Raw genomic sequence first — 19750 nt, 5'->3', positions numbered from 1 at the left:
CCTTTATTTTAAGTCAGATAACTAATAAGCAGCGGATGTATGCAGAAATACGATATTAAGACCTTTCAAGGGTTGATCCTTGCGCTTCAAGATTATTGGGCGCGTCAGGGCTGCGTTATTATTCAGCCTCTGGATATGGAAGTGGGTGCCGGTACTTTTCACCCTATGACGTTCCTACGTTCTTTAGGTCCAGAGCCAATGAGTAGCGCCTATGTTCAACCGTGCCGTAGACCAACCGATGGTCGTTACGGTGAGAACCCAAACCGCTTACAACATTACTATCAGTTCCAAGTAATGCTTAAGCCTTCACCTGACAATATTCAGGAGTTGTACTTGGGCTCTTTGAAAGAGTTAGGTTTCGATCCGCTGGTTCATGACATTCGCTTCGTAGAAGACAACTGGGAATCACCCACGCTTGGTGCATGGGGTCTAGGTTGGGAAGTGTGGCTAAACGGCATGGAAGTAACTCAGTTTACGTACTTCCAGCAGGTAGGCGGTCTAGAGTGTAAGCCTGTTACCGGCGAAATTACCTACGGCTTAGAGCGACTCGCCATGTACGTTCAAGGTGTAGATAGTATCTACGACCTGGTTTGGACTGACGGCCCTATGGGCAAAGTGACCTATGGCGACGTGTTCCATCAAAACGAAGTAGAACAATCGACGTATAACTTCGAACACGCCAACGTTGAAGCCTTATTTAGAACCTTCGACGAATGTGAAGCAGAAAGCAAAAAGCTTATCGAAAACAACCTTCCACTTCCTGCCTATGAGCAGGTTATGAAGGCGTCACACGCATTTAACTTGCTTGATGCTCGTCATGCTATCTCAGTGACTGAACGCCAGCGCTATATTCTTCGCGTTCGAACGCTAGCCAAAGCGTGTGCAGAAAGCTATTACCAAGCACGTGAAGCACTTGGCTTCCCACTATGTAACAAGGAGGCATAAGCGTGCGTACAGAAAATTGTTTAGTTGAATTAGGTACTGAAGAACTCCCACCAAAAGCGCTTAAGTCTTTAGGTGAAGCCTTCGCCACGCAGTTTGAAGCTGCGCTTACGCAAGCTGACTTAAGCTTTGATTCAGTCAGCTGGTTTGCCGCCCCTCGCCGCTTAGCCGTTTATGTTTCAGGTCTTGCTGAAGGTCAGGCTGACAAAGTAGTAGAGAAACGCGGCCCAGCAGTATCAGCCGCGTTTGACGCCGACGGTAATCCCACTAAAGCAGCACAAGGTTGGGCTCGCGGTAACGGCATTGACGTTGCTGACGCAGAACGCCTTGTAACTGACAAAGGAGAGTGGTTACTTCATAAAGCCCACGTTCCAGGGCAATTAGTTGCAGAGCTTCTAGAAGGGCTGATAAACCAAGCGGTAAGCAAGCTACCTATTCCAAAGCCAATGCGTTGGGGTAATTACAACACTCAGTTTATACGCCCGGTTCACACCCTTTGCGTGCTTTACGGAAGCGAAGTGGTTAACGTTTCTGTATTGGGCCTAACAAGCGGCCGCGTTGTTCAGGGTCACCGATTCCACGGCGAAGGTCGCTTTGAACTGGATCATGCTGACAATTACGCCTCTGCCCTAGAGCAACAATATGTGCTGGCAGATTTTGAGGCGCGTAAAGATAAAGTGCGTCAGCAGCTTGAAGACGCAGCGCAAAGCTTGTCGCTTAAGCCAGACTATAATGAAGACTTACTAGAAGAAATCGCGTCACTTGTAGAGTGGCCGGTTGTACTTCAAGCTGGGTTTGATGAGGCTTTCTTGGCAGTACCGAAAGAAGCGCTTATCTATACCATGAAAGACGACCAAAAATATGTGCCGCTGCTAGATAGCGATGGTGCACTTTCAAACACTTTCTTATTTGTAACGAATATCGAAAGTCGCGATGCGTCTCAAGTTATTTCTGGCAATGAAAAGGTTATCCGCCCTCGTCTTGCAGACGCTGAGTTCTTCTTTAACAGCGATAAAAAGACGACATTAGAAAGCCGCCTTGAAAGTTTAGAAACCGTGTTGTTCCAAAAACAGCTTGGCACGCTAAAAGAAAAGTCTGAGCGTATATCTGCCCTATCGGCGTTTATTGCGTCGCAAGTAGATGCGAATGAAACACAAGCTGCACGAGCAGGTCTTCTAGCTAAAACCGACTTGATGTCGAACATGGTTATGGAGTTCCCTGACGTTCAAGGTGTTATGGGTAAATACTATGCGCTAAACGACGGTGAAGATGCGCCTGTTGCAGAAGCACTGTATGAACAATACATGCCGCGTTTTGCTGGTGACGCACTTCCTAGTTCAGGCGTTAGCGCGTCGGTCGCGCTTGCTGACAAACTAGATACTCTTGTGGGTATTTTTGGTATTGGCCAGTTACCTAAGGGTGATAAAGACCCATTTGCGCTTCGTCGTGCAGCTATCGGTGTACTACGTATTGTCACTGAGCTGTCACTGCCGCTAGATCTTGAAACGCTAGTAAGCAAAGCTATCGATGTGTATGGCGATAAGTTAACAAATGCTGAAACACAAGCTCAGGTTGTTGATTTTGTATTGGGTCGATTTACTGCGCTCCTACAAGATCAAGCTATCGCCATTGACGTTATTCAGGCAGTTGCTGCTCGTCGCCCTACTAAGCCAGCTGACTACTTAGCCCGAGTTCATGCAGTAGATAAGTTCAGAGCATTGGAAGAAGCCGAAGCGCTAGCTGCCGCTAACAAGCGTGTTGCAAACATCCTTGCTAAGCAAAACGTTGAAGTAACAGACTCAGTGAATATTGATGAGTCACTGTTAGCCGAAGAAGCTGAAAAAGCGCTTTATGTTGAGCTGAAAGCCGCACAGAAAGAAGTTGATATTGCTGTTCCTTCACAGGACTATACGCGTATTCTTACTGCGCTTGCAACCTTACGTAATGTAATCGATAACTTCTTCGATAACGTAATGGTTATGGCTGATGACGAAGCGGTTAAGAATAACCGACTTGCTTTACTGTCGCTTTTAAGGCAACTTTTCCTTACTACCGCAGATATATCTATTCTCGCGAAGTCGTAGGCTAGTAAGAGTTAACGCGGTTTTATGCCGTGAAAAACAAAGAGCCCAGCCTTAACGTTGGGCTTTTTTATAAATGGAGACGCTGTGAAAAAGTTACTAACTATTGCTTCTATGTGCATAACACTTTCAGCATGCTCAAGCAGTGGAAGTTTTAAAATTCCAGAAATAGCACCGGACGTGCCTCGTATTCAATTCGAAAACATGTTTCTTAGAGGTGTATTTAACTGGTGGGAGGCTGACCCAAGTTACAAGTTTAAACGATCAAATTCAGGCTGGACAGTAGACGTTGAACTCATAGCCGACGGACAACCTTATGATTTTAGGTTGTCAGATGCAAAATGGACGCCCTCACAAAGCTGTGGCGGCAAATATAAAGGGCAGCCTGTAATGTTAGGCTCCACTGTTTATTTAGTCTGCGAACAGGGCTCAGAGAACTTGCAATTTACCCCCTCCTCAACTGGCACCTATCGCTTTACAGCAACAGCAGCAAGTGCGGGGGAAGTCGCCTTGGTCGTGTCTAAATTGTAGTTAGCTTAGGTTTAACTATTCACCTTCTGCGAGAAAGATCGCTTTTAGTCTTTTTCGCAGCAGGTATTTAAAAGAATTCTATTTCAAGTTCGGCTAGCATCATTGCCCCATCATCGTTTTCAACGAAATATAGATCGTACTTTGCATCATCTAGAAATACCTGCCAATAATCGTCATTACCCATTACTTCATCACCGTAAAGCGCCTTAACCTCAGTGCTAGGTTGTTCAAAATAGTGCTCTGCAAACTTCCAATCTTCTAGATTCTGTTTGTTTCTAAACACACTTTCGTAAACAGATAACTTACTTAGTTCTTGATAACTAAAGTTCAGTACAAGATGGTTGCCATATACTTGAATAACATCACCGTTATCCGCATAAGCATCAAAAATTGGACGAAACCCCTGCTCATCTAATTGCTCTATCGTTATGGTTTCACCCTGTTTACGCTTACTGTCAACAAAAGCGATAACTTCATTGTATTGATGTGCTTTCTCAGTTTCATTGCTTGAATCTTTTATATAAGCAGTATCCGTATATCCATACTCGAAGCCGTTAACTAGCCATTCCTTTTCACCGTTTATAATTTTCAAATCTATTATTACATCAAGATTTACATCAGCTTCCTTTTTCAGAGTAAATCGGTATTTGCCTCTTTCAATTTGATTCCCCTCAGGCAACTGTTTTAACAATTCCGCCTTTTTAGTCTCGTAGCCGACTTTCTCTTTTATTAGCCAATCGCTGTTAAACCGGTTATCAAAGGCAATAGAATTAGTAAGGGTTGTTGATACCCAGTGATTTTCTGTAGTCACTTTTTTTACTATTCCTTTGTGGGTCACCACCCAAAGGTTTCTCCCATAAGAATACAGCACGGTGTCTTCGTTAACGCTATACGTTGACGTAGGTGTACCGAGTACGCTCAGCATACTTGTTACACTTTCATTGATTGTTAAGCCAAATACACCACCTTTAAGGGAGATATTATTGTTCTGTAGCGGTGGCTGGGATTTATTGATACTTGGTGTTCGAGATATAGAAAACTTTACCTCGTCTTCAATGACTAGCACGGTTTCTTTTTCTGCTCCGTTTGTCACTGTTACCGATTTATCGGCATTATCTACAATCTTATAATTAGTTTGTGCTAATGCGCTTGGTACCGTGTGGAGCATTAGCAATCCCATGCATGCAATGACTGTTTTTTCCATAATATTTTCCATCCCTTTATGTCCATTATTTAACGTTTATTTGCTTATTGAGTATTTTTATATTGCTCACCTATCGCATTTATTTCATTTTTGTATTTCTTCGCGGTTTCAGGGTGCCTTAAGACGCTTGATAATCTTACCTCTACATTCGCAATCATTTTTCTCAACGGGTAATGCTCCAGCTCGTCTACTTGACTCAAAAATATGGCGATATCTTTCAAATCAGATATACAACATGATTTAATATCAACGCTGTATTGCTTAGCCAAAAATTTCACCATGCCATCACTTGTCGACGTACTATTACTGGTTAGTGGCTGTAGTGGCATATCTTCTATGTCTTTCTTGAAGCTTACCGTCATATCTACTGACTGGTGCAGCAGCTTTACTGCTGTTAGGCCTGCACTATTTACATAAGAACCAATTCGATTATCAAGGGCTGCTAAGCTTTCGCTCTTAAGGTTAATTTTGGCATCAATAAATACTTGCTTAGCACGAAGTGCTATTTCACTCGCATAAGAAATGTGGTTTAAATCTTCTAGAAAAATACCTTTAACTTTGGTATCTAGAATGATGTTCGCTTTTTCAATGAGAACAGCCTGGGCTTTCTTGGCCTCTGATAGTCGAATCTGAGACTCTGTAAGTCCAGCCTGTTTTGAACAGCCTATTATTAAAAACGCAACGAAGATGGAAATAATACACAAACGTCCTGTCATTTATATGTCCCTGTTTTAGTTGATAAGACCACTTATCAGCTTGTCACATAAATTTATACTAGAACAACTTTTACTCTTTTGTAAGGCTCTTCAATATTTCGTTAAGATACATTTTTGTACACAAAAAAAAACGACCCTACCTGGGTCGTTTTTAAAATATGCATCATTAAATAAATAATCTACACGTCTAAGTTTTCCACTTTAAGCGCATTAGCTTCGATAAACTCTCGACGAGGCTCAACTTGGTCACCCATCAATGTAGTGAACAGCTGGTCACAACCAATGGCATCCTCAATGGTAACTTGAAGCATACGGCGGCTTTCTGGGTCCATGGTGGTTTCCCATAGTTGCTCAGGGTTCATCTCACCTAGCCCTTTATAGCGCTGAATGTATTGGCCGCGTTTCGCTTCATTCATTAGCCACTCTAGGGCTTCTTTGAAAGACTCAACTGGCTGTCTACGCTCGCCACGCTGAATATAGGCGTCTTTGCCCATCATGTCGTTAATGGCAAGGTTAAGCTCTTTAAGGCGCTGATATTCAGACGACTCGATAAACTCATGATCGATAACGTACTCATAATCGATACCGTGCATACGCATAATGATTGTAATGTAGTACTCGCTAAGCTCAGCATCAGTGCGAATTTCATAACGGTATGTAGCACCATCGTTTTCGCGCTCTGTAAGCTGCTCTACGAAGTGTTTCGCCACATGCTCTAGTGCAGATTGATCTTTAAGGTCTTCAAGGTTTAGCGTAGGCGTGTAAAGCATTCTGTAGAGGATAGATGCAGGCATAAGACGTTTCATACGTGCAATCATCTTCTCTACCGATTGGTACTGCTTAACAAGGTTTTCAAGGCCTACACCACTAATACCTGGGTCTTCATCGCTGGTGTGCAAAGACGCACCGTCAATTGCGATTGATGTTAGGTAGTTAGTTAGCGCATCGTCATCTTTAAGATACTGCTCTTGTTTACCCTTCTTCACTTTGTATAGCGGTGGCTGTGCAATATATACATATCCACGCTCAATGATTTCAGGCATTTGACGATAGAAAAATGTGAGTAGAAGCGTACGAATGTGAGAACCATCTACGTCAGCATCGGTCATGATAATGATGCTGTGATAGCGTAATTTTTCAGGGTCATACTCGTCACGACCGATACCACAACCTAGTGCCGTGATAAGCGTCGCAACTTCCTGAGAAGAAAGCATCTTATCAAAACGCGCTTTCTCAACGTTTAGGATTTTACCTTTAAGCGGCAGAATAGCTTGGTTTTTACGGTTACGACCCTGCTTAGCTGAACCGCCCGCAGAGTCTCCCTCCACTATGTATAATTCACTAAGTGCAGGATCTTTTTCCTGACAGTCAGCTAGCTTACCCGGCAGACCAGCCAAGTCGAGCGCACCTTTACGGCGTGTCATTTCACGGGCCTTTCGTGCAGCTTCACGAGCACGAGCAGCATCAATAATCTTACCCGCAATAATTTTACTTTCTGCAGGGTTTTCTAATAAGAACTCTGCTAGCTTTTCATTCATTGCCGATTCAACAGCTGGACGAACTTCAGAAGATACAAGCTTATCTTTAGTCTGTGAGCTGAATTTTGGATCTGGTACTTTAACGGAAATAACCGCGGTTAGACCTTCACGCGCGTCGTCACCACTGGCATTCGTTTTAGCCTTTTTGTTCAGGCCTTCCTTTTCCATGTAGTTATTCAATGTACGCGTCAACGCTCCACGGAAGCCCGCCAAGTGAGTACCGCCGTCGCGCTGAGGAATGTTGTTGGTGAAACAGAACACGTTCTCTTGGAAACTATCGTTCCATTGCATCGCTACTTCTACTGCAATACCGTCTTCTTGTTCACTGCTGAAATGAAACACTTTCTGGTGAACAGGTGTTTTCTTTTCATTTAGGTACTCAACGAACGCTTTGATTCCACCTTCGTACATGAAGTGGTCTTCTTTTCCATCGCGTTCGTCTTTCAAGCGAATAGACACACCAGAGTTCAAAAATGATAGTTCACGAAGACGTTTAGCAAGAATATCGTAGTGGTAAAGCGTATCTGTGAAGGTGTCTGAACTTGGCCAGAAACGGATCATAGTTCCCGTTTTGTCAGTATCGCCTGTTACTGCTAGTGGCGCCTGTGGAACACCATGATGATATTCTTGTTCATGCGCTTTACCACCGCGACGAATACGAAGCTTCAGTCGGCTTGAAAGTGCGTTTACTACTGATACACCTACACCGTGCAAACCGCCCGACACTTTATAAGAGTTATCGTCGAACTTACCGCCGGCGTGAAGAACCGTCATAATAACTTCAGCTGCAGACACACCCTCTTCTGGGTGCAATTCAGTTGGTATACCACGTCCATCGTCAGACACAGATACTGAGCCATCGCTGTGAATGAGCACAGTAATCTCAGAACAATGTCCAGCAAGTGCTTCATCGATAGAGTTATCGACCACCTCGAAAACCATGTGGTGTAATCCGGTACCATCATCAGTATCACCGATATACATACCAGGACGCTTTCTTACGGCATCTAATCCTTTAAGTACTTTAATACTGGACGAGTCGTAGTTGTTCTCTGCTGACATACTAGCTTTTACTCCTCTTTCACGCTTCCATGTTCCACGTGAAACATTTTCTTTTCGTTGTATTTTTGTATAAAAGCGAGTTGCGTGGATTCTATTGCAGTAACGAAAACCTGCGTATCCATTTTGAGCAACCCATCAATAAATTGTTCTCTTTTATCGGCATCTAGTTCGGCACCAACATCATCAAGCAAAAAGATACTTTTACGCTGCGTTGCCTTATTAAATAGCTTAGTTTGTGACATTTGAAGCGCTGCCACAGCCATTCTAAGCTGTCCTCTCGATAAAAGCTCCTGGGCGTTTACCCCATTTACTTTAAGCCGTAAATCGGCTTTATGGGGCCCAGAAGAGGTATGTCCTATTTTACCATCATACTCACGTTTTTTAACTAGGCTTTCTGATAAACCGACATCTTTTTCCCACCCTTTATAGTAACTTAATTCCACATCGAAGTTAGGAAGAAATTCTTGCGCGTACTGCTTAAAAATAGGCGTAAGGGTATCCACATATTCCTGACGAGTAGCCGATAGAGCCTCACCTAGTTCTGAGAACTGAGACTCCCAATATTGATTTTGTGGTGCGCTTAAATTTGCCTGCTGTTTCAGTAAGGCATTTCTATGTTTTAAAAATTTACCATACTGATTAGCAAGTGATTGAAACTGATGTTTCACGTGAAACAATCCCCAATCACAAAAACGTCGACGCTCGGAAGGCGAACCAATTATAAGGTCAGTACTCTGCGGAGTAAAAAGTTGAAGTGGTACCAAACTAACTAAATCTGATAACTTATTTGAATGCTCACCGTTAATACTACAGGTGAATGTCTCGTTTCTACTTCGTTGAAAACCTAGCTTTAATTCATCCCCTTCTTCAGTTTTGCATGACGCGAAAACACTGAAGCTGTCCTTCTCATTTTGAATAACCGAACCGTGTTTATTTGTTCTAAAAGAACGTCCAAAGCCTAGGTAATAAAGTGCTTCGATTAACGAGGATTTCCCACTCCCATTCACGCCTTTAATGATAGTCAACGCTGGAGAAGGAGAAAGTGATACGGAAGTAAGATTACGAAACTGTGTAATCTGGACGCGGTCCAGTTTCATGAGGTCACACTGATGAAAGAAAAGAAGCGAGGAGTATCAACACTCATCGCTTCTTGAATTGATAATTTAAATAACAAAATAACGTGGGATATGCGAAACGCTGCAAACACTTAATGTAGTAGTGACTACAGTCGCATTGGCATAATAACGTATAACGCGGCGTCATCAGCATCATCTTCGATTAGCGCACTTGCGTTTGAGTCTGATAGGCTAACTTTAACACCATCAGATCCAAGCGCATTCAATACGTCAATTAAATAGGCAACGTTAAAGCCAATTTCTAAATCGTCACCTTGATATTGAACATCAACGATTTCTTCCGCTTCTTCTTGCTCTGGGTTATTAGCCGTTATCTTAAGCTCACCAGAAGACAAGTTTAATCGTACGCCTCTAAACTTTTCGTTAGATAGAATGGCCGCACGTGAAAATGCTTCTTTTAATACGGCTTTGCTCGCAATAATTTCCTTGTCGCCATTTTGAGGTAAAACACGGCGATAATCAGGAAATCTGCCATCAACTAATTTCGAAGTGAAAATGAAATCGTTTGAGAAAATTCGAAGATGGTTGGCGCCTATTTGCACCTTAAGAGATTTATCATCTTCGCTAATAAGACGAGAAATTTCTAACACGCCTTTACGTGGAATAATCACCTGACGAGATGGCAAAGCGGTCTCGTAGTTTAGGCGACAAAGAGCAAGACGGTGACCGTCTGTTGCAACGGTACGAATGATATTCTCTTCCGTTTCAAGGGACATACCATTTAAGTAATAACGTACGTCTTGCTGAGCCATTGAGAAGCTCGTTGCATCGATAAGACGTTTTAGATCACTGCACGATAATTCAAACTCAACTTCGCCTTCCCAGTCTTCTAGATTTGGGTAGTCGTTGGCAGATAAAGTAGAAAGCGTATAACGACCTCGACCGGCACGAATAAGTGCTTTGCTGCCGTCTAACGAGAAATGAATATCTGTTCCTTCAGAAATACCGCGAATTATATCAAACAGCTTTTTAGCAGGAACAGTAATTTCACCTTCCGTGAATTCACCTTCTAATTTCACGCTAGAAATTAGTTCTACCTCTAAATCTGTACCAGTAAGCCAAAGTGCGTCCTCACTTACTTTGATGAGAACATTGGAAAGAATTGGCAGTGTGTGTCTACGCTCTACAGCACCAGATACCAACTGTAGGGGTTGTAAAAATTGTTCGCGGCTTATAGTAAATTTCATCGCAGTGCTATCTCGCCTCTAAGGTCGTGGTGTTAGGAAGACAAAGTCCTAATGAGGTTCTTATAGTCCTCTTTTATATCATGACTTTCTTCTCTTAGCTGCTCTATTTTTCTACAAGCGTGTAAAACCGTAGTGTGGTCTCGTCCACCAAACGCGTTTCCTAGTTCAGGTAAACTGTGGTTGGTAAGTTCTTTGGCCAGCGCCATCGCGACTTGGCGAGGACGCGCCACACTACGACTACGTCGTTTAGACAAAATATCAGCTACTTTTATCTTATAATAATCTGCGACGGTTTTCTGAATATTATCCACGGTTACCAATTTTTCTTGAAGCGCGAGAAGGTCTCGAAGCGCTTCGCGAACGAAATCAATAGTGATAGGGCGACCGGTAAAGTTTGCGTTAGCAATAACACGGTTAAGTGCACCCTCGAGCTCACGTACGTTTGAACGCAATCGCTTAGCTATAAAGAACGCCACTTCATTAGGTAAGTGAATCCGGTTCTCTGCCGCTTTGCGCATTAAAATAGCCACTCGGGTTTCAAGCTCTGGTGGCTCTATAGCAATAGTTAAACCCCAACCGAAGCGCGATTTCAATCGATCCTCTACCCCATCAATCTCTTTAGGATATCTATCAGAAGTAAGGATGATTTGTTGGTTACCTTCAAGAAGCGCATTGAACGTGTGGAAGAACTCTTCTTGTGAACGCTCTTTATTAGCAAAGAATTGAATATCATCGATAAGTAACGCATCAACGCTGCGATAGAAGCGCTTAAAGTCCTCTATAGCGTTATTTTGTAGTGCCTTAACCATATCCTGCACGAAACGCTCTGAATGCATATACACAATTTTAGCGTCACCGTTATTAGCTACGATGCCATTACCCACTGCATGTAATAAGTGAGTTTTACCTAAGCCCGTACCACCGTAAATAAACAGTGGGTTGTAAGAACCGCCTGGGTTATTTGCGACTTGAGTTGCAGCCGCACGTGCTAGCTGGTTAGATTTACCTTCGACAAAGTTGTCGAATTGATAAGTCGGATTAATATTACTTTTATGCTTCATCGCCTCAGGGATCGGGATCACTTTCGGCGGTGTAGACGATCTTGGCGCTTGATCTGCGTATGCATTATATCCATTACGGTCGTGGTTTTGCGCACCGCGATCATTTAGATCCATACCCTGTGTGTATGAAGGTGATTTTGAAAACGCATTGTTTTGTCCTTGATCACCCGCTTGGCTTGCCGATGATGGCATACCGCTATTCGACATTGGTGAATAAGACGATGTGTGCTGCCCATTACTGCCGCTGTGAACAGGCTGATTACTAGTATTATAGTTCTGATACCCTTGACCGCCCGCAGGTGCACTAGGCTTACTTGGTTGATTATTAGGCGTATTTGGAGCAGGCGAAGATCCGCTGGTACTTACAGGCTGACTACGGCTTACGCTGTGGCGATTCATCACTTCTAAACGCAATTGTGGTGCGTCACTTCCGGCAAACTCTTTTAGTAGTGCGGTAATATTATTCAGGTACTTGTCTCTAACCCAATCAAGTACAAAACGATTGGGAGCATAGAGTGCAACCACGCCTTGTTGTTCTTCACAAACAAGCGGTCGTATCCACATACTAAACTGCTGCGTTGGTAATTCTTGACGCAATCTTTCAAGGCATTGGTTCCACAAGGACATGGTACGTAGTTAGCTCCCGTAACTCGCTAGAAAAACCAACTCCTGAAAAGCCAAGCATAAAGAAAGCAGGCACTAAAAAGCGCCATTAGAAGAAAATAGCGTTGGAAGTGTTGGGTAGCAGCGAGAAATTAAGTTATCGTTTTAATCGCTGTGGATTATCTTACTTTATCAACACAATGTAAATGGCGATCCCGATCGATCTTTTCGATCAAAACAACAAACAACTGATTAGCAAGATTTTTTCTTTTAGATCAAATCAAACTATAACGAGAAAAATTCATTCTAAATTTGTGCTAAAAAACCGTTAGATCACCTTGCTTTTTATATCTATCTCTGTGTTTTTCACAACGCACTGTGGATAACCTAACCAAATTTTACGCGTTATTCACAGACGATTTGTACGAAAACTGCGTTATCGATTAAGCTGTCGATTAGAAAATGCAAAAATTGTTCACTTATTCATCCGAAAAGCGAGAATATGCATTGACAGCACGCCCCGAGATCTCTAGAATTCAGCGTCCTTTTTCGATGGGCTTTTCTGGTGAAAACACCACATTGTTCTGGCAACAGCATAATGTGTTACCAAAAACGCCTATGTTTAACTAAATATAAGTGAGACTTTGGTCATGAAAAGAACATTTCAACCGAGCAATCTAAAGCGCAAGCGTTCTCACGGTTTTCGTGCTCGTATGGCGACTAAAAATGGTCGTAAAGTACTAGCAGCTCGCCGTGCAAAAGGCCGCGCTCGTCTTTCAGCTTAATTGAAAGACGCCAAAGTGGGCGAGAATAATTTTTCTAGGGAGTTACGTCTGTTAACTCCCACCCACTTTACCTATGTGTTTGATAACGCAACCCCAGCTGTATCTCCCTCTTTTACTGTTCTAGCCAGAAAAAACACACTTTCAACTCCTCGTTTAGGCATTACGCTCGCGAAAAAACGTATCCGTAAAGCTCACGATAGAAATCGTTTGAAGCGATTAGTCAGAGAAAGTTTTAGGCATAAGCAGCACAACTTACCCAATGTCGATATTATCGTTATTGGCAAGTCTGGCGCTGACAACCTTAGCAACCAAGAAGTTTTCGCTACATTGGACAAGCTATGGAAAAAATTAAACAAGCGTTGCGGCAACTCTTAATTGCAGTGCCTTTGGCATTGATAAAATTTTATCAATGGTTCATTTCCCCTATGTTAGGGCAACGATGTCGTTTCCATCCTTCTTGTTCTTGGTATGCTATAGACGCATTAAAAACGCACGGATTAGTAAAAGGCGGTTGGTTATCTATTAAACGCATATTAAAATGCCACCCTTTGCATGCCGGCGGATATGATCCAGTGCCGGAAAAACAACAAGATAAACACTCAAAATAAAGAGACCTCTATGGAATCGCAACGTAGTTTTCTGATAATTGGCCTTGCGCTAGTTAGCTTTTTGCTTTGGCAATCATGGCAAAAAGATTATGGGCCACAGCCAGTTGTGCCTGTTGAGCAACAACAAACGCAAGAGACATCACAAGGCGTACCGTCATTTAATGAAAATGGCAGCGAAGATGTACCTAGTAGTGATAGCGTTCCTGCTGCACAACCTATCGCAGCGGCGCAAAGCTCAAACCGCATTATTGAAGTAAAAACCGATACGCTTGATTTACGCATCGATTTGCTAGGCGGCGATGTAGTATCAGCAGACTTACTTAAGTTTCCGGTAGAGCAAGGTTCGGATATTCCTTACAGCCTACTTCGCTCTGGCAACGGTCTTTATGTAGCGCAAAGTGGCCTAATAGGTGCTCAAGGGCCTGATGCAAGCAGCAGTGGCCGCCCGGTGTATAATGCACAAAGTGACTATTATGAAATGACTGGCGACACCCTTGTTATTCCTCTTACATGGAAAAACAACCAAGGCTTGTCAGTTACTAAAACCTTCACTTTCACTAAAGGTCAGTACGACGTAAACGTAAGCTATAGCGTGGAAAATGGTACTGGCAGCGCAGCAACGGTTCAACCGTACGCACAGCTTAAGCAAGTGATGGAGTTTGAAGACGACGGTAACATGTTTATGCCAACGTACCGTGGTGCTGCATTTTCAACGGAAGATGACCGCTACCAGAAGTACTCGTTCGACGAGATTGAAGATGACAACCTACGCGAAACCACGAAAGCGGGTTGGGTTGGCATGCTTGAACATTACTTTGTATCAGCATGGGTACCTTCACAAGAGCAAACTAACACGCTTTATTCTCGTAATCTGAAAAATCAGTATGCGGTAATTGGTGTATTATCGCCGTCTGAGAGCGTAGCGCCTGGTGAAACCAAAACCCTTGCGTCTACCCTTTACATGGGTCCTAAAGATCAAGAAAGCCTAGCGAAAATTGCGCGCGGATTAGACCTAACCGTTGATTACGGTATTCTTTTCTGGATTTCACAGCCGCTGTTCGCCCTTCTTACCTTCCTTCATAGCCTAGTTAATAACTGGGGTGTGGCAATTATCCTTATCACTATTGTAGTGAAAGGCGCGATGTACTGGCTAACTAAGAAGCAATACGAGTCAATGGCACGTATGCGCAACTTAGCACCTAAGATGCAGCAGCTAAAAGACCGTTTTGGCGACGACAGACAAAAAATGTCTCAAGCTATGATGGAGCTTTACCGCAAAGAGAAAGTAAACCCAATGGGCGGTTGCTTACCTCTTCTTCTGCAAATGCCTATCTTCCTTGCGCTTTACTGGGTACTGATGGAAAGTGTTGAACTACGCCATGCAGACTTTGTGCTTTGGATCACTGACCTTTCTACAAAAGACCCATACTTTGTGCTGCCAATTCTAACTGGCGCAAGTATGTACCTATTGCAAAAACTTCAGCCAACCACCATTACTGATCCAATGCAGCAGAAAATCATGCAATGGATGCCGGTAGCAATGAGTGTATTCTTCCTGTGGTTCCCTGCAGGTCTGGTACTATACTGGCTAGTCAGTAACGTGATTACCTTGGTTCAAGCCAAAATGATTTATGCTTCAATGGAGAAGCGGGGCATCAGCAGTAAATAACACGCTGATCAATGAATTATACAGCCCGCCTATGCGGGCTGTTTTGTCTTAAGAGGAATAACCTGTGCCATCATTTGATATTGTTTCTGAAATCAACATGGAAGAAGTACGCAACGCCACTGAAAACGCAAGCCGTGAGCTATCAACGCGTTTCGACTTTCGCGGTATTGACGCGAGCTTTGAGTACAAAGATAAAACCGTGGTCATGAAAGCTGAAGCTGAATTCCAACTTCAGCAAATGGAAAGCATGTTTAGAACGGCGATGTCTAAACGTAACGTCGACACTTCATCTATGGATGTTAAACCCTACGATGCACACGGTAGAACTTACCGTCAGACCATTACCTTTAAAGAAGGTATTGAACAGCCGATGGCGAAGAAGATTGTGAAGCTGGTGAAAGACGCCAAAATCAAAGTGCAAACGGCTATTCAAGGCGAAGAACTTCGCGTAACAGGTAAAAAGCGTGATGATTTGCAGCAAGTGATTTCGCTGGTTAAAGAGTCGAACTTAGGCCAACCTTTCCAATTTAAGAACTTCCGCGACTAATTATGGAATCACTCACCCTTTCTACCGACACTATTACCGCACAAGCGACAGCGCCCGGTCGTGGCGGCGTAGGTATTGTGCGTGTTTCAGGTCCTAAGGCTAAAGCTATCGCAGAGGCGTTAGTACCAAGCGCACTAACACCACGTCTTGCGACCTATACGCCGTTTGTTGATGCTAACAACAGCGTAATAGACCAGGGCATAGCACTGTTTTTTAAAGGGCCTAACTCATTTACCGGTGAAGATGTACTTGAACTGCAGGGCCATGGCGGTCAAGTTGTCATGGACATGCTGATTGATGCCGTGCTTGCAACGGGCGATGCCCGGCTTGCCAATCCAGGTGAATTCAGTGAACAAGCCTTTTTAAATGATAAATTAGACCTTGCGCAAGCAGAGGCGATTGCCGACTTGATTGATGCAAGTTCTAAACAGGCAGCCAAAAGTGCGCTGCGCTCGCTACAGGGTGAGTTTTCTACACAAATTCAAACGCTATCTGACCAAATCGTGCATCTTCGTATGTACGTAGAGGCGGCCATCGATTTTCCTGAAGAAGAAATTGATTTCTTATCTGATGGGAAAGTATCAGGTGACTTAAGCGCAATTATGCAAAGCTTAACCAAAGTGCGCGAACAGGCTAAACAAGGCACCTTGTTGCGCGAAGGTATGCAGGTGGTGATTGCGGGGCGACCTAACGCCGGTAAATCGAGCTTATTAAACGCCCTGGCGGGACGAGATAGCGCCATTGTTACCGATATCGCTGGTACCACGCGAGACGTGCTTAAAGAGCATATTCACATTGATGGTATGCCGGTGCACATTATCGACACAGCAGGACTTCGAGAAAGCCCAGATAAAGTGGAACAAATTGGTATTGAGCGCGCGTGGCAAGCTATCAATGAAGCTGACCACGTATTGTTCGTTGTAGACTCTACCGCAACTGCTGTTATCGACCCTTATGAAATATGGCCAGAATTTATGGCCCGATTGCCACAAGGCATCCCAGTTACCGTAGTTCGCAATAAGGCCGACCTTAGTACCTTAGATATTGGACAAAGCACGGTTGCCACCGAGCAAGGTGATATCTCAGTTATTAATCTATCAGCCAAAGAAGGTAGCGGTGTCGACACGCTAAAAGCACATCTAGCCAAAACCATGGGCTTCGATACTACAACGGAAGGTCAATTTATTGCGCGCAGACGACACATAGATGCACTCGACCAAGCCTACAGTTATGTAAGCACTGGCGAACAACAACTGCATGATGCTATGGCGGGTGAGTTGCTTGCTGAAGAATTGCGCTTGGCTCACCAGGCACTATGTGAGATAACCGGTGAATTCACGTCAGACGATCTACTTGGTAAGATTTTTTCATCGTTCTGTATTGGTAAGTAGCGCAACCAATAAAGTTACAAGTAAGATGGTGAATAACGTAACGGATAAGCCGTACTTACGTTAAGACGATAATCGTAAATAGAGAAGCAACCTAATAATGAGCAAGCATTTTGAAATCATCGTTGGCACCATGTTAGGCGCCGCAGAATACGTGGCAGATGCCATTGCGGAAAAACTTGATGCGAGCGGGCACACCCACACTATTCACGCTGAACCAAATTTAGATGAGATTAAAACAGAATCAACGTGGATCGTGTGTACATCAACCCACGGTGCTGGCGAATTACCTGACAATATCCAGCCGTTCGCAAAACAGCTAGAGGGCGCGGATTTAAGCGCAGTAAATGCCTACGTTATTGGGCTAGGTGACACAAGTTACGACACCTTTTGTTTCGGCGCAAAAGAAATGGAAAAGCATATTAAAAACGCAGGTGGCACGTTAATTACCGACGCGCTATACATCGATGTGCTAGAACACCCTATCCCTGAAGATGCCGCCGTAGAATGGTTTGACGAAAAGCTTGCCAATGCTTAACAAGCGTTTTTACGTGGAACCAATGCGATGAACAGCAACCTTACCCAAGCTGAACTGGCGGCGTTGCAATCTCCCCTTTCTAACGATTGCCGGGTACTATATTTACTTGGCCTTCGAACAGGTGCAAATGCGGCAACGACATCGTCTTCCCCTATTGATTATAAGCAATTATTGAACTTGCTAAACGGCGACAGCAAAGACGAGCCTTACCAACGCGGTCGTCAAATCAATAGCTTGGTGAAGCAGCTTGAACAAGTGGGTTTGGTTGCCCTGCCCCTTGAACTTGATCTTGAGCATACAATCAACGGGAAAACCCTACTTCTTCCGCTTCTAAGCGAGCCACAATCGGACTTCGACCAACTACATGCCCGTCATAGCGCCATGACCCCTAATTGGACGCCCAATAAAGCGTTGTTTGAAGAAATGGCCTCGCTACTGGGTATTATCGATAAAACATTTGATGACAACGAGGTGGGTGAATTCATTGCCTATTGGTTGGGAAGGCCAAGTTCGGTGTTTAGCGAATTCCAATGGACACAAAAGTTTGCCAACAATATCAAGCGCAAGCGTCTCGCTTCAGGCTACGCCCCAACAAAAGTAGTGGGAACGCAACAAGTGAAAGTTGCAGCCGGCATAGAAGCAGATGATAATGCTAGAAAGCTGGTGGAAAAGTATGCCGCAACTAAGAAGAGTTAATTCGTTATGGATCGTATAACCGACAAAATTGCTAATTTAGCGAGAGCGCTCAACAAAGACGTCGATCCCAATCGTGAATACATCGACTATAAAACGCTGCGTAAGCAGTACGAGGCGAAAGCGAACGAAGAAGTATCACAACTACAGCAGCGTAGTAAAAAAGCCCGTGTAGAGGCTATTCATGGCCGTTCTGATCTGAATCCTAAATGGACCTTCGCCAACTTAGTTGAAGACAGTGACGATGTGATTGAAGCCGTTTCGATAGCTCAGTCTTTTATTGCTGCCCATGACGACCCTGCATGGCGTCAAAGCGGCTCGCATATGATGCTGTTTTACGGCGATTACGGTCGTGGTAAATCACATATTGCCGGTGCCATTGCCCATCAACTTATAGAGCAGTACGAAATTTCAGTGCTTTATCGTCAACTGTCTACACTGCTTGAAATGCGCAATTTCTCGTTTGATTTTGGGGCTTCAGACAACGCAGGGCAGCGCTTTAGGGAGATCAATCAGGAACTGCTAGACGTTGATCTGCTTATTCTTGATGAGGTGTGTGTAAACGAAAGCGTGTTAAAGAAAAATGCGCAGAGTTGGTTTGGTAACCTGCTTAGACAGCGCTTAGTAAACAAGAAAAACTGTATTTTGATCACCAATCACAATTTAGCCGAACTTGAAAATGCCCTTGGCCCCTATTGTTTTGAGTCGATTAAAGAGTACGACACTTACAAGGTTAGGTTCCAAGGTCCAAGCCGCCGTGAAGGCTTAACCATTGAACAAGAAGACATGCAAGGCTCTGTTTCACAGCCACGCTATCAACCCAACCAGGTGCGCTAATAGCACCTGGTTTCCTCTCTCTCGAAACCTAGCCTTTACTCTGCTAGGTCTTTTCCTTCATTAAACCTTATTGCATGTTCCTGTTGTGCCAGGTAATAGCGAATCACTTAGCCTATTGATCACACTTTTACCAAAACAATACTGTTTTAATTCATAGATACACTCAACGAACTCCTTCAGTCAAACAAATAACCATTCTTACAGACTGACTTCTTCCTTGTAAAAGTGACTGTATTTTGGTCATCTTCTATGTTTTTCTCCTGAAAAATGGTCTGTTTTGAAAAAATAATCTTGTCGTCCATAAAAACGTGCACATTTTTTGAAGGTGTTGATAAATGCGATCGGGCGATCTAATCACAGCTTTTGGAAAAGATCTCCTCCACAATGTGATCACGCTATAACGCACGTATCTACACGATCTTTTGATCGCGATACATAAATAGCAAACATTTTATCCCCAGTTGGATCACATCTTGATCACCCCTGTGGATAGGATCCTACAAACCACTGTGCATAAGCTTTGATCGAAAAAAGAATAACTTTTCAAACGATTCGGGGTGTGGATAAAAAGGCCATTTATACACAAGTTTGAGGTAGGGTTATGGATCGGGGTTTCCCAATGTT

General features: G+C 43.7%; 18 protein-coding genes. 12 read left to right on the top strand and 6 right to left on the bottom strand.

Translation table 11 applies throughout. The features are described 5' to 3' along the window. Positions 1–39 precede the first annotated feature (39 nt). From glyQ to AC0J2X_RS12215, 3 genes are all read left to right on the top strand, one after another. Positions 40–945 carry a glycine--tRNA ligase subunit alpha gene (glyQ, locus tag AC0J2X_RS12225; protein ID WP_014947716.1) on the top strand — a complete coding sequence of 302 codons (906 nt, stop codon included), beginning with the start codon at positions 40–42 and terminating at the stop codon, positions 943–945. Positions 946–947: 2 nt separating this feature from the next. Then, positions 948–3026, top strand: a complete 2079-nt coding sequence (gene glyS / locus AC0J2X_RS12220; RefSeq protein ID WP_338852774.1) for a glycine--tRNA ligase subunit beta — start codon at positions 948–950, stop codon at positions 3024–3026. A gap of 84 nt (positions 3027–3110) precedes the next feature. After that, complete coding sequence (locus tag AC0J2X_RS12215) at positions 3111–3554, top strand: putative periplasmic lipoprotein (RefSeq protein ID WP_338852772.1); 444 nt, start codon at positions 3111–3113, stop codon at positions 3552–3554. Between the two features lie 67 nt (positions 3555–3621). On the opposite strand, the gene AC0J2X_RS12210 is transcribed toward AC0J2X_RS12215, so the two are convergent. The 6 genes from AC0J2X_RS12210 to dnaA all read right to left on the bottom strand — a co-directional run bounded on the left by AC0J2X_RS12210 (position 3622) and on the right by dnaA (position 12085). Then, a complete protein-coding gene (locus AC0J2X_RS12210) occupies positions 3622–4758 on the bottom strand; it encodes a hypothetical protein (protein WP_338852771.1) in 1137 nt (378 codons plus the stop codon). 44 nt (positions 4759–4802) lie between these two features. Next, complete coding sequence (locus AC0J2X_RS12205) at positions 4803–5474, bottom strand: hypothetical protein (protein ID WP_069943459.1); 672 nt, start codon at positions 5472–5474, stop codon at positions 4803–4805. Between the two features lie 179 nt (positions 5475–5653). Continuing rightward, positions 5654–8074 (bottom strand): DNA topoisomerase (ATP-hydrolyzing) subunit B, encoded by a 2421-nt coding sequence (gene gyrB / locus AC0J2X_RS12200; protein ID WP_039234384.1) that lies wholly within the window; start codon positions 8072–8074, stop codon positions 5654–5656. 8 nt (positions 8075–8082) lie between these two features. Next, positions 8083–9171 (bottom strand): DNA replication/repair protein RecF, encoded by a 1089-nt coding sequence (gene recF, locus AC0J2X_RS12195; RefSeq protein ID WP_069943458.1) that lies wholly within the window; start codon positions 9169–9171, stop codon positions 8083–8085. 125 nt (positions 9172–9296) lie between these two features. Then, the gene (gene dnaN / locus AC0J2X_RS12190) at positions 9297–10397 is read right to left on the bottom strand and encodes a DNA polymerase III subunit beta (protein ID WP_012516526.1); all 1101 of its coding nucleotides are present in this window, start codon (positions 10395–10397) and stop codon (positions 9297–9299) included. A 32-nt stretch (positions 10398–10429) separates the two neighbouring features. Further along, a complete protein-coding gene (gene dnaA / locus AC0J2X_RS12185; RefSeq protein WP_039228897.1) occupies positions 10430–12085 on the bottom strand; it encodes a chromosomal replication initiator protein DnaA in 1656 nt (551 codons plus the stop codon). A gap of 626 nt (positions 12086–12711) precedes the next feature. On the opposite strand from dnaA, the gene rpmH reads away from it, so the two are divergent. From rpmH to AC0J2X_RS12140, 9 genes are all read left to right on the top strand, one after another. After that, positions 12712–12846: a 50S ribosomal protein L34 gene (rpmH, locus tag AC0J2X_RS12180; protein ID WP_014290886.1), complete on the top strand. Its 135-nt coding sequence runs from the start codon at positions 12712–12714 to the stop codon at positions 12844–12846. 15 nt (positions 12847–12861) lie between these two features. After that, positions 12862–13221, top strand: a complete 360-nt coding sequence (gene rnpA / locus AC0J2X_RS12175) for a ribonuclease P protein component (protein WP_015000154.1) — start codon at positions 12862–12864, stop codon at positions 13219–13221. Beyond that, on the top strand, positions 13206–13454 hold the full coding sequence (gene yidD, locus AC0J2X_RS12170) for a membrane protein insertion efficiency factor YidD (protein ID WP_014951464.1): 249 nt from the start codon (positions 13206–13208) through the stop codon (positions 13452–13454). The genes rnpA and yidD overlap by 16 nt, the downstream gene beginning before the upstream one ends. A 10-nt stretch (positions 13455–13464) precedes the next feature. Further along, positions 13465–15123 (top strand): membrane protein insertase YidC, encoded by a 1659-nt coding sequence (gene yidC / locus AC0J2X_RS12165; protein WP_069945256.1) that lies wholly within the window; start codon positions 13465–13467, stop codon positions 15121–15123. Positions 15124–15187: 64 nt separating this feature from the next. After that, entirely contained in the window at positions 15188–15670 is a 483-nt protein-coding gene (locus AC0J2X_RS12160; RefSeq protein WP_014977844.1) for a YajQ family cyclic di-GMP-binding protein, read from the top strand. A 2-nt stretch (positions 15671–15672) separates the two neighbouring features. Beyond that, on the top strand, positions 15673–17061 hold the full coding sequence (gene mnmE / locus AC0J2X_RS12155; protein WP_014951461.1) for a tRNA uridine-5-carboxymethylaminomethyl(34) synthesis GTPase MnmE: 1389 nt from the start codon (positions 15673–15675) through the stop codon (positions 17059–17061). A 97-nt stretch (positions 17062–17158) separates the two neighbouring features. Then, entirely contained in the window at positions 17159–17596 is a 438-nt protein-coding gene (gene mioC / locus AC0J2X_RS12150) for an FMN-binding protein MioC (protein WP_014977843.1), read from the top strand. Positions 17597–17623: 27 nt separating this feature from the next. After that, the gene (locus AC0J2X_RS12145) at positions 17624–18292 is read left to right on the top strand and encodes a DnaT-like ssDNA-binding domain-containing protein (RefSeq protein ID WP_278711887.1); all 669 of its coding nucleotides are present in this window, start codon (positions 17624–17626) and stop codon (positions 18290–18292) included. Positions 18293–18298: 6 nt separating this feature from the next. Then, positions 18299–19126: an ATP-binding protein gene (locus AC0J2X_RS12140; RefSeq protein WP_014951458.1), complete on the top strand. Its 828-nt coding sequence runs from the start codon at positions 18299–18301 to the stop codon at positions 19124–19126. The last annotated feature ends 624 nt before the right edge of the window (positions 19127–19750 follow it).

This window comes from Alteromonas sp. R7 (assembly GCF_055755235.1).
This window is presented reverse-complemented; position numbering and strand designations above follow the sequence as displayed.